The 13,591-nt window shown below is 60.2% G+C and carries 12 protein-coding genes and 1 pseudogene; 12 read left to right on the plus strand and 1 reads right to left on the minus strand.

Annotated features, from left to right (window positions below; translation table 11 throughout):
* Positions 1-98 precede the first annotated feature (98 nt).
* The 9 genes from exaC to ACEN8E_RS26245 all read left to right on the plus strand — a co-directional run bounded on the left by exaC (position 99) and on the right by ACEN8E_RS26245 (position 9,573).
* The gene (gene exaC, locus ACEN8E_RS26205; RefSeq protein WP_007994183.1) at positions 99-1,619 is read left to right on the plus strand and encodes an acetaldehyde dehydrogenase ExaC; all 1,521 of its coding nucleotides are present in this window, start codon (positions 99-101) and stop codon (positions 1,617-1,619) included.
* A gap of 272 nt (positions 1,620-1,891) precedes the next feature.
* Positions 1,892-3,265: an ethanolamine permease gene (eat, locus tag ACEN8E_RS26210; RefSeq protein WP_429371516.1), complete on the plus strand. Its 1,374-nt coding sequence runs from the start codon at positions 1,892-1,894 to the stop codon at positions 3,263-3,265.
* Positions 3,266-3,453: 188 nt separating this feature from the next.
* A complete protein-coding gene (locus tag ACEN8E_RS26215) occupies positions 3,454-4,848 on the plus strand; it encodes an ethanolamine ammonia-lyase subunit EutB (protein ID WP_495590424.1) in 1,395 nt (464 codons plus the stop codon).
* 8 nt (positions 4,849-4,856) lie between these two features.
* The gene (gene eutC, locus ACEN8E_RS26220; protein WP_495590425.1) at positions 4,857-5,681 is read left to right on the plus strand and encodes an ethanolamine ammonia-lyase subunit EutC; all 825 of its coding nucleotides are present in this window, start codon (positions 4,857-4,859) and stop codon (positions 5,679-5,681) included.
* A gap of 113 nt (positions 5,682-5,794) precedes the next feature.
* A complete protein-coding gene (locus ACEN8E_RS26225) occupies positions 5,795-6,256 on the plus strand; it encodes a GNAT family N-acetyltransferase (RefSeq protein WP_495590426.1) in 462 nt (153 codons plus the stop codon).
* Positions 6,257-6,482: 226 nt separating this feature from the next.
* Entirely contained in the window at positions 6,483-7,139 is a 657-nt protein-coding gene (locus ACEN8E_RS26230; protein ID WP_429371508.1) for a DedA family protein, read from the plus strand.
* A 4-nt stretch (positions 7,140-7,143) separates the two neighbouring features.
* Positions 7,144-7,956: a M90 family metallopeptidase gene (locus ACEN8E_RS26235; RefSeq protein ID WP_495590427.1), complete on the plus strand. Its 813-nt coding sequence runs from the start codon at positions 7,144-7,146 to the stop codon at positions 7,954-7,956.
* A gap of 113 nt (positions 7,957-8,069) precedes the next feature.
* Complete coding sequence (gene ppa, locus ACEN8E_RS26240; protein WP_007933577.1) at positions 8,070-8,597, plus strand: inorganic diphosphatase; 528 nt, start codon at positions 8,070-8,072, stop codon at positions 8,595-8,597.
* A gap of 229 nt (positions 8,598-8,826) precedes the next feature.
* Positions 8,827-9,573 carry a LexA family transcriptional regulator gene (locus ACEN8E_RS26245; protein ID WP_495590428.1) on the plus strand — a complete coding sequence of 249 codons (747 nt, stop codon included), beginning with the start codon at positions 8,827-8,829 and terminating at the stop codon, positions 9,571-9,573.
* Between the two features lie 271 nt (positions 9,574-9,844).
* Here the strand turns inward: ACEN8E_RS26245 and ACEN8E_RS26250 are convergent.
* Positions 9,845-10,268: pseudogene (locus tag ACEN8E_RS26250) on the minus strand (DUF2135 domain-containing protein); the annotation flags it as partial.
* A 193-nt stretch (positions 10,269-10,461) separates the two neighbouring features.
* On the opposite strand from ACEN8E_RS26250, the gene ACEN8E_RS26255 reads away from it, so the two are divergent.
* The 3 genes from ACEN8E_RS26255 (at position 10,462) to dxs (ending at position 13,578) form a co-directional block, all read left to right on the plus strand.
* Positions 10,462-10,704, plus strand: coding sequence for an exodeoxyribonuclease VII small subunit (locus ACEN8E_RS26255; RefSeq protein ID WP_007970180.1), 243 nt, complete (start codon positions 10,462-10,464; stop codon positions 10,702-10,704).
* Complete coding sequence (locus tag ACEN8E_RS26260) at positions 10,701-11,588, plus strand: polyprenyl synthetase family protein (protein ID WP_495590429.1); 888 nt, start codon at positions 10,701-10,703, stop codon at positions 11,586-11,588. The genes ACEN8E_RS26255 and ACEN8E_RS26260 overlap by 4 nt, the downstream gene beginning before the upstream one ends.
* 91 nt (positions 11,589-11,679) lie before the next feature.
* Entirely contained in the window at positions 11,680-13,578 is a 1,899-nt protein-coding gene (gene dxs, locus ACEN8E_RS26265) for a 1-deoxy-D-xylulose-5-phosphate synthase (RefSeq protein ID WP_495590430.1), read from the plus strand.
* Positions 13,579-13,591: the final 13 nt, after the last annotated feature.

Raw genomic sequence — 13,591 nt, forward strand, 5'->3', positions numbered from 1 at the left:
CCTGAGATGCAGCGCACTGGCCCGGCCCTTGCTCTACGCTTAAAGCAAGCGCACATGCGCGTCTTCCTTATAAGCACAAGAACCAAGGAGAAACCATCATGCGTTACGCTCACCCCGGTACTGAAGGCGCTATCGTTTCGTTCAAAGCCAAATACGGCAACTACATCGGCGGCGAGTTCGTCGCGCCTGTCAAAGGTCAGTACTTCACCAATACCTCGCCCGTGAATGGCCAACCGATTGCCGAATTCCCGCGTTCCACGGCCGAAGACATCGACAAGGCCCTGGATGCTGCCCACGCCGCCGCCGATGCCTGGGGCGCCACCTCCGCCCAGGCGCGCTCGCTGGTGCTGCTGAAAATCGCCGACCGCATCGAACAGAATCTGGAAACCCTGGCGATCACCGAATCCTGGGACAACGGCAAAGCCGTGCGCGAAACCCTCAACGCCGACATCCCGCTGGCCGCCGACCACTTCCGCTACTTCGCCGGTTGCCTGCGCGCCCAGGAAGGCAGCGCTGCCGAAATCGACGGCAACACCGTGGCCTATCACATCCATGAACCGCTGGGCGTGGTCGGGCAGATCATCCCGTGGAACTTCCCGATCCTGATGGCCGCCTGGAAACTCGCCCCGGCGCTCGCTGCCGGTAACTGCGTGGTACTCAAGCCTGCCGAACAGACCCCGCTGGGCATTACCGTGCTGGTCGAGCTGATCGGCGACCTGCTGCCACCGGGCGTGCTGAACATCGTGCAAGGTTTCGGCAAAGAAGCCGGCGAAGCCCTGGCCACCAGCAAACGCATCGCCAAGATTGCCTTCACCGGCTCGACGCCGGTCGGCTCGCACATCATGAAATGCGCCGCCGAAAACATCATTCCATCGACCGTGGAACTGGGCGGCAAGTCGCCGAACATCTTCTTCGAAGACATCATGAAGGCCGAGCCGTCCTTCATCGAGAAAGCCGCCGAAGGCCTGGTGCTGGCATTCTTCAACCAGGGCGAAGTCTGCACCTGTCCTTCCCGTGCACTGGTGCAAGAGTCGATCTACGACGAATTCATGCAGGTAGTGATGAAAAAGGTCCTGCAAATCAAACGTGGCGACCCGCTGGATACCGACACCATGGTCGGCGCCCAGGCGTCCGAGCAGCAATTCGACAAGATCCTTTCGTACCTGGAAATCGCCAAGGGCGAAGGTGCCGAACTGCTGACCGGCGGCAAGGTGGAAAAACTCGAGGGCAACCTGGCAAGCGGGTACTACATCCAGCCGACGCTGCTCAAGGGCACCAACAAGATGCGCGTGTTCCAGGAAGAAATCTTCGGCCCGGTGGTGAGCATCACCACCTTCAAGGACGAAGCCGAAGCCCTGGCCATCGCCAACGACACCGAGTTCGGCCTGGGTGCCGGCCTCTGGACCCGCGACATCAACCGCGCCTACCGCATGGGCCGCGCCATCAAGGCCGGCCGTGTGTGGACCAACTGCTACCACCTGTACCCGGCGCACGCCGCGTTCGGCGGCTACAAGAAGTCCGGCGTCGGCCGTGAAACCCACAAGATGATGCTCGACCACTATCAGCAGACCAAAAACCTGCTGGTGAGCTACGACATCAATCCGCTGGGCTTCTTCTAAAAAACCGGGGGCGATGCAGGTATTCCTGTGTCGCCCTTCAAGCCGCCATCGCGAGCAGGCTCGCTCCCACAGTGGATCCTGGTCAGTTCCCGATGTTTAGCCCACAAGAGATCCCTGTGGGAGCGAGCCTGCTCGCGATGGCACCCTCAATGACACGACACCCAAGACCTGGCCGCTCTGGCACGGGCCTTGCGTACCCGTCATTCCGCGTTTAACCCAAACCGTCACACCCGAAAGTCCAAAAGATCGAACAAAAAAAATAGAGAGGACTTATGACTACTTCTTCCACACAGCTCAAACCCACACTCGGCACCCTGCATTTATGGGGCATTGCCGTCGGCCTGGTGATTTCCGGCGAGTACTTCGGCTGGAGTTACGGCTGGGGCACCGCAGGCACGCTGGGTTTTCTCGTCACCGCGTTGATGGTGGCGACGATGTACACCTGTTTTATCTTCAGCTTCACCGAGCTGACGACGGCGATTCCCCATGCTGGCGGACCATTTGCCTATAGTCGCCGGGCCTTTGGTGAGAAAGGCGGGTTGATCGCCGGCATCGCCACCCTGATTGAATTCGTCTTTGCACCACCGGCCATCGCCATGGCCATCGGCGCCTACCTCAACGTGCAATACCCGGAACTGGACCCGAAGGTCGCCGCCGTTGGCGCCTATTTCGTGTTCATGGGCCTGAACATCCTCGGCGTCAGCATCGCGGCCACCTTCGAACTGGTGGTCACCGTGCTGGCCGTCGCCGAGCTGCTGGTGTTCATGGGCGTGGTCGCGCCGGGCTTCAGTTTCAGCAACTTTGTGCTCAATGGCTGGTCCGGTGCCAACGAGTTCACGATGGGCTCGATTCCTGGCATTTTCGCTGCCATCCCCTTCGCAATCTGGTTCTTTCTCGCTATCGAAGGGGCAGCCATGGCTGCCGAAGAAGCCAAGGACCCGAAACGCACAATCCCCAAGGCCTACGTCAGCGGCATTCTGACGCTGGTGTTCCTGGCCATCGGCGTAATGGTGATGGCAGGCGGTGTCGGCGACTGGCGCCAACTGTCGAACATCAACGATCCGCTGCCCCAGGCGATGAAAGCCGTGGTCGGCAACAATTCGAGCTGGATGCACATGCTGGTGTGGATCGGCCTGTTCGGCCTGGTGGCGAGTTTCCACGGGATCATCCTCGGCTACTCGCGGCAGTTTTTCGCCTTGGCCCGTGCCGGTTATCTGCCTGCCGGCCTGGCAAAACTGTCGCGCTTCCAGACACCGCACCGGGCGATCCTGGCTGGCGGCGTGATCGGCATTGCGGCGATCTACAGCGATGGCCTGGTCAATCTGCAAGGCATGACCCTGACGGCGGCGATGATCACCATGTCGGTATTCGGTGCCATCGTGATGTACATCATCAGTATGCTGAGCCTGTTCAAGCTGCGTAAAACCGAACCGAACCTGGAACGCACCTTCCGCGCCCCGGGTTATCCGATCGTGCCAGGGATCGCGCTGTTTCTGGCGGTGGTGTGCCTGGTGGCGATGGCGTGGTTCAACACCTTGATCGGTCTGATTTTCCTTGGCTTCATGGCTGCCGGCTACCTGTACTTCCAGCTGACCGCCAAGCAACGCTCCGAGGCACCGGCAGACGCTATGCTCGAGGGTATCTGAATGCACCGGCACCGGGATTTTTGCCGGTGCCTGCCTTATCAAGGTGCACACAATTCCCCTGTAGGAGCGAGCCTGCTCGCGATGACGGAGTGTCAGGCGACTCATGTGCGTAAGACACACCGCTTTCGCGAGCAGGCTCGCCCCCACAGGAAAAGCAAATTGCAATAATTACTGGAGAACTCCGCCCCATGGCCGCATTCGCCCATACCGTCGGCGCCCAGACTTACCGCTTCGACAGCCTCAAAGAGGTGATGGCCAAGGCCAGCCCGGCACGCTCCGGAGATTTCCTGGCCGGCGTCGCAGCCCTTAATGATGGCGAGCGTGTCGCGGCACAGATGACGCTGGCCGACACCCCGCTAAGCCACTTCCTGCAGGAAGCGCTGATCCCTTACGAATCCGATGAAGTCACCCGCCTGATCATCGACACCCACGACAAACAAGCCTTCGCCGTCGTCAGTCACCTCACCGTCGGCGGCTTTCGCGACTGGCTGCTCAGTGATGCCGCCGACGAACAGGTCCTGCGCGCCCTCGCCCCCGGCCTGACGCCGGAAATGGTCGCCGCGGTATCGAAGATCATGCGTGTGCAGGATCTGGTGCTGGTGGCGCAAAAAATCCGTGTGGTCACGCAGTTTCGCGGCACCCTGGGCCTGCGCGGTCGACTGTCCACACGCCTGCAACCGAACCACCCCACCGACGAACCAGCCGGCATCGCCGCAAGCATTCTCGACGGCCTGCTGCACGGCAATGGCGATGCAATGATCGGCATCAACCCCGCCACCGACAGCATCGCCTCGATTTGCGCCATGCTGGAGATGCTCGACGCGATCATCCAGCGCTATGAGATTCCGACCCAGGCTTGCGTACTGACCCATGTCACCACGTCGATCGAAGCGGTCAATCGCGGTGTCCCGTTGGACCTGGTGTTCCAGTCGATCGCCGGCACCGAAGCGGCCAACGCCAGTTTCGGTATTAACCTGAGTGTATTGAAGGAGGGCTATGACGCCGGTTTAAGCCTGAATCGCGGCACGCTGGGCCAGAACCTGATGTACTTCGAAACCGGCCAGGGCAGCGCCTTGTCGGCCAACGCCCACCATGGCGTCGATCAACAAACCTGCGAAACCCGCGCCTACGCCGTAGCTCGCCATTTCAAGCCGTTTCTGGTCAACACGGTCGTCGGCTTCATCGGCCCGGAATACCTGTACAACGGCAAACAGATCATCCGCGCCGGCCTGGAAGACCACTTCTGCGGCAAATTGCTTGGTGTGCCCATGGGTTGCGACATCTGCTACACCAACCATGCCGAAGCTGACCAGGACGACATGGACACCCTGCTGACCCTGCTGGGCGTCGCCGGGATCAACTTCATCATGGGGATTCCTGGCTCCGACGACATCATGCTCAACTACCAGACCACCTCGTTTCACGACGCGCTCTATGCCCGGCAGACCCTGGGGCTCAAGCCTGCGCCGGAGTTTGAGCAATGGCTGGCGAAAATGGGCATCTTCACCCAGGCGGACGGCCGGGTTCTGTTTGGCAGCAGCCTGCCGCCAGCCTTCCGCCAGGCCCTGGCGCAACTGGGATGAGTAATGACATGGACAAACTACCCTTCGATCCCCACAACCCATGGCTGGAACTGCGGCGCCTGACGCCGGCGCGAATTGCCCTGGGCCGAACCGGCACCAGCATTCCCACCCGCGCCCAGCTGGACTTCCAATACGCCCACGCCCAGGCGCGGGATGCGGTGCATTTACCATTTGACCATGGGGGACTGCGCTCGCAATTGGCCGAACGCGGGCATGAAAGCGTTTTACTGCATAGCGCGGCCATCGATCGCAACAGTTACCTGCAACGCCCCGATCTGGGCCGACAGTTGAGTGCCGAGTCGGTGCAGATGTTACGCAATTACGCCTCAGCGAACCCGGGAGGGGTCGATCTGGTCATCGTGGTCGCCGATGGTTTGTCCGCTTTGGCCGTTCATCGTCATACCCTGCCCTTCCTGGCACGCCTCGAAGAACAGATTGCAGCTGAAGGCTGGACTGTAGCGCCGGTGATATTGGTGGAACAGGGGCGCGTGGCAGTCGCTGACGAAATCGGTGAGTTGCTCGGCGCAAAAATGACCGTGATCCTCATTGGCGAACGCCCTGGCCTCAGCTCCCCGGACAGCCTGGGTTTATATTTCACCTACAATCCCAAGGTCGGCCTTACCGATGCCTACCGTAATTGCATCTCCAATGTGCGGCTCGAAGGCCTGAGCTACGGCATGGCGGCACACCGTTTGCTGTATTTGATGCGCGAAGCCTGCCGGCGGCAGTTGTCAGGGGTCAATCTGAAGGACGAAGCACAGGTTCAGACACTGGAGTCGGACGCGGGAGCCGACATGAAAGGGAATTTCCTGCTTGGCCCGCCGAATGCCTGACCGCATCTGCATTGCACATTCGTACCAGTTTCAGGCAGGATCGTGACGCGGCCGCCAAGGGTTTCCCATCGCCGTCAGAGACGCAAGACAGCCACTTGAAGACGAGACCTACCATGCGGATTATTCAAGCGACCCTCGAACACCTGGACCTGCTGACCCCGTTGTTCGTCAAATATCGCGAGTTTTATGGCTCCCTGCCGTATCCGGACTCGTCCCGGGCGTTCCTCGAAAAACGCCTGCGTCGCAAGGAATCGGTGATCTACCTGGCGCTGTCCGATGACGACAGCAACAAACTGATGGGTTTCTGTCAGCTGTACCCGAGTTTCTCCTCGCTTTCGCTCAAACGTGTGTGGATCCTCAACGATATATATGTCACCGAGGACGCCCGCCGCCAGTTGGTGGCCGACAACCTGATCCGCACCGCAAAAAAAATGGCCAAGGAAACCAATGCCGTGCGCATGCGTGTTTCCACCAGCAGCAACAACGAAGTCGCGCGTAAAACCTACGAATCCATCGGATTCAAGGAAGACACCGAATTCAAGAACTATGTGCTGCCGATCAGCGACGAACTCTGAATCATCTGCACCTGTGGGAGCGAGCAGGCTCGCTCCCACAACGCCTGGTATCAAGCCATCGGTCTTGCCATGACATTCCCCGCTACAATCTCGACGCGATTTTCACCTCTTGCCTCGTATAATCCCGATCTTCCCGGCTTGTAAGAAAAACTACCCTTATACGTAGTCTTACGCGAAGTCATCCGCACAGGCCTGCTGAGTCGGGCCGTTACCACAGGTGCTTTACATGGATTTCAACCCGATCGATATTGTCCTGCATCTCGACGTCTACCTCGACATGCTCGTAACCAACTACGGGGCATGGATCTACGCCATCCTGTTCATGGTGATCTTCTGTGAAACCGGCCTGGTGGTCATGCCTTTCCTGCCGGGTGACTCCCTGCTGTTCATCGCTGGTGCCGTGGCGGCCGGTGGCGGCATGGACCCGGTACTGCTCGGCGGCCTGCTGATGCTGGCGGCGATCCTGGGCGACAGCACCAACTACATCATCGGACGAACGGCGGGTGAAAAACTGTTCAGTAATCCGAATTCGAAGATCTTCCGCCGCGACTATCTGCAACAAACCCACGACTTCTATGACAAGCATGGCGGCAAGACCGTGACCTTGGCGCGCTTCCTGCCCATCATCCGTACCTTTGCACCGTTCGTCGCCGGCGTGGGGAAAATGCCCTATCCGCGTTTCTTCGCCTTCAGCGTCTTTGGCACTGTCCTGTGGGTCGGCGGCCTGGTAACGCTCGGTTACTTCTTCGGCAATGTGCCGTTCATCAAGAAGAACCTGTCGCTGCTGGTAGTCGGCATCATCCTGCTCTCGCTGGTACCAATGATCATTGGCGTGGTGCGCAACCGCCTTGCAGGTTCGAGTTCCAAGGCCGAATCGCGCTGACACCATGTGGTCATTGAGCGCCTGGCGTCGCCGGCGCACCCTGGCAAAGCACCCGATTGCCGATGACATGTGGCATCGGGTGCGCCAGCACCTGAGCTTTCTCGATGGCATCAGCGTCGCCGAAGACCAATGGCTGCGCGAAGCCTGCGTGCTGTTCCTCGAAGACAAGCACCTCACCGCCCTGCCCGGCGTCGAACTGCATCAGGAGCAACGCTTGCTGCTCGCAGCCCAGGCGCAATTGCCATTGCTGCACCTCGGCGACCTGAACTGGTATCAGGGCTTCCACGAAATCATTCTCTACCCCGACGACTTCCTCAGCCCGCAGCGCCATCGCGATGCCAGCGGCGTCGAGCACGAATGGGACGCTGAGCACAGCGGTGAAGCCTGGCAGCAAGGCCCGATCATCCTCGCCTGGCCGGGCGTGATGGCCAGTGGCGGCTGGGAAGGCTACAACCTGGTGATCCACGAACTGGCGCACAAACTCGACATGCTTAACGGCGTCGCCAACGGCCTGCCGCCGTTGCATCCCGACATGCGGGTCAGTGACTGGGCCAACGTCATGCAAGAGGCCTACGACGACCTAGACCAGCAACTGGAACGCAATCCCGATGCCGAAACGGCCATCGACCCGTATGCCGCCGAAAACCCCGCCGAGTTCTTCGCCGTCACCAGCGAATACTTCTTCAGCGCCCCGGACTTGCTGCACGAGGTTTATCCACAGGTGTACCAGCAACTGAAGCTGTTCTATCGCCAGGACCCGCTGGCGAGGTTGAAGCAACTAAAGGCGCATGACCCTGTCTATCAGGCACACCAGTAAGCGCCATACGACTTCTGGTACATGGCGTCGATCCAGGAATATGCCTATAATCGCCGCCACTTTTTGGCCAATCCGGCCAAGTATTTCTGGTCAACTAACGGGGGCAACGCCCAATGAGCTACAGCAAGATTCCGGCTGGCAAAGACCTGCCGAACGACATCTACGTCGCGATCGAGATTCCGGCCAACCACGCGCCGATCAAATACGAAATCGACAAAGACAGCGATTGCCTGTTCGTTGACCGTTTCATGGCCACCCCAATGTTCTATCCGGCCAACTACGGTTACATCCCGAACACCCTGGCTGACGACGGTGACCCCCTCGACGTGCTGGTTGTAACCCCTTACCCGGTTGCTCCAGGTTCGGTGATCCGCGCTCGTCCGGTCGGCATCCTGAACATGACCGACGACGGCGGCGGCGATGCCAAAGTCATCGCAGTCCCACACGACAAGCTGTCCCAGCTGTACGTCGACGTCAAGGAATACACCGACCTGCCAGCGCTGCTGATCCAGCAGATCGAGCACTTCTTCGCGAACTACAAAGATCTCGAAAAAGGCAAATGGGTGAAAATCGAAGGCTGGGACGGTGCAGACGCCGCCCGCGCCGCGATCACCAAGTCGGTTGCTGCCTATAAAGGCTAAGAGCAGCCGCGAGCTTCAAGCTCCAGGCTTCAAGAAAAACCCCGGGTGATCCGGGGTTTTTTGTGGGCGATTGACAGGCATGTCAAACGGTCCGTTTAACCGGGGCAGCTCTCGGTTTTTGCATGTTTAAAATTCCCCAAGAGCGTCTTACATCCGGTCGTAAATTTCCCGCGAAATTTGAACGAGGCGTTTATTCAAACCCTTACCAGCCGCCAGTAGACTCGTGTTTATGAAAAAGAACACTAGCGGCCCACGCTTTAAAGCGCTCCTCGAAGCAGCGAACATCACGACCACCGGATTTGCCGATTTTCTGGATACGGCTCCGCAAAATGTACATAACTGGTACACCCGTGGCGTGCCCGCCCACTGCATGGAAGAAGTCGCCCGAAAACTCTCCGTCAGCAGCGACTGGCTGAAAACCGGCGAAGGCTTGAAAGACGCCCAACACCTGCGCCTGCTCGACGAATCCGGCAACACCTTCGATGCCCAGACCATCCGCGGTGTCTACACGGTCATCGAGCCTGACGACGTCGAACTGCCGTTCTATACAGAAGCTTTTACCGCCCCGGGCTCCAACAAAACCCACGTCATAGAAAACCCCAAGCAATCGATCCGCCTGCCCCGCAGCCACCTTGATTCCCTGGAGATCAACCACGCCGACGCCATCTGCGCCGTCATGAGCGGTAACAGCATGGGCGAGAAAATTGAAGACGGTTCGACCCTGGCGATCGACCGTGGCCTGACCCAGATCATCGATGGCGAGATCTACGCCATCGAGCATGACGGCATGCTACGCATCAAGTACCTGCACCGATTACCGGGCAACTCCCTGCGACTGCGCAGCCACAACCGCGCCGAATACCCGGATGAAATCTTCAGGGCCGCACAAATCGAAGAGCAGAACATCAGGGTGCTGGGTTGGGTATTCTGGTGGTCGACCCTGAACAAACGGCGGCCGGCGGTACCGTTTCTTTAAGCACTCCAGAGCGCTCATCGGCCACCCACCCGAGTGGCCGAGCGGCTCTGCCTCGCACTTCCCGCTGGGAATTTATCTCAAACCTGCGTATGCTGCGCCCCACATTTGCGCATCGACCCACCTTGTGGCTCAGATGCACTGACCTGGCAGATGACTTTCTCACCAGGTCCCACAGCCGGACGCAAGATCCGGGTGTACGTTTTGAAGGCTGGCGCGGTTTACCAAAAATGATCCAAGCCAGTCCCCGAGAAGCCGGCCACAAGCCGGCTTTTTAATGCCTCCAAGAAAGTGAACTGCTCAGCAGTTGTATTTGTCGCAGCACTGCCGCGACAAATAAAACGAATAGTGCCAGCACCGCGCGCATCGACATCAGGAACGTTTCCATCTTCTCGCTTGGCGTTCCTTCCTCGCTAATCACCTTTACCTGCGGGGTGGTCAGTGCTTGCGTTGCGTCTTCCTGCCCCTTCTCATCACGGCTGCATCCGTCACCGAAGTAATTCACATACAGCAGATACTGCCCCTTGATCGGCGCGGTCATGGTGAACATTTCCGGACCCGGGCCATCGGGCGTGACAATGTGCAGGTCGAGTTCGGCCTTCGGAGCTGCGGACTTCAATACTGCTGGAGCCGGCACCAAACGCGCAGGGCCGGGCAAAACGCCCTTGCTCGTCGGTATAATGATTCAGCGGCTTGCCAATGGCCTTGCGCCCAATCCTCGGCGCATCACAGATGTGGACGCTGCGTTTCGTCTGAAAGACCCGTGACTACCGGGTCGTATAGGGCTGGATGGTGAGCCGAATAATCCTAGGCGCCAGGCCCGCTCATTTGCCCATAAACCCCCTATCTGCTAGTGTCGCGCCGGTTTAACGTCAACCGGAAATCGCCGCCATGGCCCGCAAAAAAGCTGCACTGGATTTCGAACAGTCCCTCGCCGACCTGCAAACGCTGGTAGAGCGTCTGGAGAATGGCGAATTGTCGCTGGAGGACTCGCTGGCCGCTTTCGAGCAAGGCATTGGCCTGACCCGCGATTGCCAGGCGGCGCTGGCCCAGGCCGAGCAAAAGGTTCAGGTGCTGCTCGAGCGTGATGGCGAGTTGGCCGAGGAACCCTTCGACGCGGATCAACCAGAATGATTGCAGCGTACTCGGCCACCAGCCAGGCCCGCGTCAACGCAGCGCTGGAAACCCTGTTCACCGCACCCGGCCCCGAGCTGGCGCGGCTGTACGAAGCCATGCGCTACAGCGTGATGAATGGCGGCAAACGCGTGCGGCCACTGCTGGCCTACGCCGCGTGCGAAGCGTTGGGCGGCAAGGCCGAGCAAGCCAACGGTGCGGCCTGTGCAGTGGAACTGATCCACGCTTATTCGCTGGTGCATGACGATTTGCCGGCGATGGACGATGACGATCTGCGCCGCGGTCAGCCAACCACCCACAAGAAATTCGATGAAGCCTGCGCGATCCTCGCCGGCGACGGCTTGCAGAGCCTGGCCTTCAGCGCCCTGCTCGACCCATGCCTGAGCACGTCGGATGCCGAAATCCGCCTGCAAATGGTCAGCGCCCTGGCTCTGGCGGCAGGCCCGGCGGGCATGGTCGGCGGTCAGGCCATCGACCTCGGCTCGGTCGGTCTGAAGCTTGATCAGAAGGCCCTCGAGTACATGCACCGGCACAAGACCGGCGCGTTGATCGAGGTCAGCGTCAAACTCGGCGCCCTGGCCAGCGGTCGTGCCGAGAAAGACGAACTCAAGTCCCTGCAGGCTTATGCACAGGCCATCGGTCTGGCCTTCCAGGTGCAGGACGACATTCTCGACGTCGAAAGCGATACCGAAACCCTCGGCAAGCGCCAGGGCGCCGACATTGCCCGGGACAAACCGACCTACCCGGCCCTGCTCGGCCTCGACGCCGCCAAGGCCTATGCCCTGGAGCTGCGCGACCAGGCCCTGCACGCGCTGCGACCGTTTGACGCAGCGGCCGAGCCGTTGCGTGATCTGGCCCGGTATATCGTCGATCGCCGCAGCTGACGGCGAATTCGCCAAAAAAAACCAACGCGTGGGCAGGGGACGATGCATCAGGTAAACTGCCGCATCTTTTATACCTATAACGATTCGCCTGATGCCCACGACGTTTCATGAGATTCCCCGCAAGCGCCCGACCACGCCCCTGCTCGACCGCGCGAACACGCCGGACGGCCTGCGCCGGTTAGGCGAAGCCGAGCTGGAAACCCTGGCCGATGAGTTGCGCCTGGAATTGCTCTACACGGTCGGTCAGACCGGTGGGCATTTCGGTGCAGGCCTGGGCGTCATCGAGCTGACCATCGCGCTGCATTACGTCTTCGACACCCCGGACGACCGGCTGGTGTGGGACGTGGGTCATCAGGCTTATCCGCACAAGATCCTTACCGGTCGCCGTGAGCGCATGGCCACCCTGCGCCAGAAGGATGGCGTCGCGGCGTTCCCGCGCCGCTCCGAGAGCGAGTACGACACCTTTGGCGTCGGCCACTCCAGCACGTCGATCAGTGCCGCGCTGGGCATGGCGATTGCCGCCCGCCTGCAAAACAGTGATCGCAAGGCCATCGCGGTGATCGGCGACGGTGCATTGACCGCAGGCATGGCGTTCGAGGCGCTGAACCATGCGCCGGAAGTGGACGCCAACATGCTGGTGATCCTCAACGACAACGACATGTCGATCTCGCGCAACGTCGGTGGCCTGTCGAACTATCTGGCGAAGATCCTTTCCAGCCGCACCTACGCGAGCATGCGCGAAGGCAGCAAGAAAGTGCTGTCGCGCCTGCCCGGTGCCTGGGAAATCGCCCGGCGCACCGAGGAATATGCCAAGGGCATGCTGGTTCCCGGCACCCTGTTCGAAGAGCTGGGCTGGAACTACATCGGCCCGATCGATGGCCACGACCTGCCGACCCTGATCGCCACCCTGCGCAACATGCGCGATCTGAAAGGTCCGCAGTTCCTGCACATCGTCACCAAGAAAGGCAAGGGTTTCGCCCCGGCGGAAGTCGACCCGATCGGTTATCACGCCATCACCAAACTCGAACCGCTGGACGCCCCGGCTGCTGCGCCGAAAAAAGCCAGTGGGCCGAAATACTCCGGCGTGTTCGGCGAATGGTTGTGCGACATGGCCGCGGCCGATCCGCGTCTGGTCGGGATTACCCCGGCGATGAAGGAAGGCTCGGACCTGGTCGCGTTCAGCGAACGCTTCCCGCTGCGTTACTTCGACGTGGCCATTGCCGAGCAGCACGCCGTCACCCTCGCGGCCGGCATGGCCTGCGAAGGCGCCAAACCCGTGGTAGCGATTTATTCGACTTTCCTGCAGCGCGGCTACGACCAGTTGGTACATGACGTCGCCGTGCAAAACCTCGACGTACTGTTCGCCATCGACCGCGCAGGCCTGGTGGGCGAAGACGGTCCGACCCACGCCGGCAGTTTCGATCTTTCGTACCTGCGCTGCATCCCCGGCATGCTGGTGATGACCCCGAGCGATGAAAACGAGCTGCGCAAAATGCTCACCACCGGTCACCTGTATGAAGGCCCGGCGGCCGTGCGTTATCCACGCGGTAGTGGCCCGAACGCGACCATCGAGAAAGACCTCGAACCGATCGAGATCGGCAAGGGCGTAGTCCGCCGCCAGGGCAGCAAAGTCGCCCTGCTGGTGTTCGGCGTGCAACTGGCCGAGGCGCTGAAAGTCGCCGAGACGCTGGATGCCACCGTGGTCGACATGCGTTTCGTCAAACCGCTGGATGAAGCGCTGGTTCGCGAAATCGCCGACAGTCATGAGCTACTGGTCACTGTCGAGGAAAACGCGATCATGGGCGGCGCCGGTGGCGCGGTCAGTGAATTCCTCGCCCGAGAAAACATCCTCAAGTCGGTGCTGCACCTGGGCTTGCCGGACATTTACGTCGAACACGCCAAGCCTGCGCAAATGCTGGCCGAGTGCGGGCTGGATGAAGCCGGGATCGAGGCTTCGATCCGCGAACGTCTGCAACTGATCAACCGCTAAACACACTCTCCCT

This window comes from Pseudomonas sp. Pseusp9, assembly GCF_059491265.1.

What these genes read in the sequence shown, in the direction of transcription:
- exaC (WP_007994183.1), top strand. Translation starts at nt 99, where the DNA reads ATGCGTTACGCTCACCCCGGTACTGAAGGCGCTATCGTTTCGTTCAAA.
- eat (WP_429371516.1), top strand. Translation starts at nt 1,892, where the DNA reads ATGACTACTTCTTCCACACAGCTCAAACCCACACTCGGCACCCTGCAT.
- ACEN8E_RS26215 (WP_495590424.1), top strand. Translation starts at nt 3,454, where the DNA reads ATGGCCGCATTCGCCCATACCGTCGGCGCCCAGACTTACCGCTTCGAC.
- eutC (WP_495590425.1), top strand. Translation starts at nt 4,857, where the DNA reads ATGGACAAACTACCCTTCGATCCCCACAACCCATGGCTGGAACTGCGG.
- ACEN8E_RS26225 (WP_495590426.1), top strand. Translation starts at nt 5,795, where the DNA reads ATGCGGATTATTCAAGCGACCCTCGAACACCTGGACCTGCTGACCCCG.
- ACEN8E_RS26230 (WP_429371508.1), top strand. Translation starts at nt 6,483, where the DNA reads ATGGATTTCAACCCGATCGATATTGTCCTGCATCTCGACGTCTACCTC.
- ACEN8E_RS26235 (WP_495590427.1), top strand. Translation starts at nt 7,144, where the DNA reads ATGTGGTCATTGAGCGCCTGGCGTCGCCGGCGCACCCTGGCAAAGCAC.
- ppa (WP_007933577.1), top strand. Translation starts at nt 8,070, where the DNA reads ATGAGCTACAGCAAGATTCCGGCTGGCAAAGACCTGCCGAACGACATC.
- ACEN8E_RS26245 (WP_495590428.1), top strand. Translation starts at nt 8,827, where the DNA reads ATGAAAAAGAACACTAGCGGCCCACGCTTTAAAGCGCTCCTCGAAGCA.
- ACEN8E_RS26255 (WP_007970180.1), top strand. Translation starts at nt 10,462, where the DNA reads ATGGCCCGCAAAAAAGCTGCACTGGATTTCGAACAGTCCCTCGCCGAC.
- ACEN8E_RS26260 (WP_495590429.1), top strand. Translation starts at nt 10,701, where the DNA reads ATGATTGCAGCGTACTCGGCCACCAGCCAGGCCCGCGTCAACGCAGCG.
- dxs (WP_495590430.1), top strand. Translation starts at nt 11,680, where the DNA reads ATGCCCACGACGTTTCATGAGATTCCCCGCAAGCGCCCGACCACGCCC.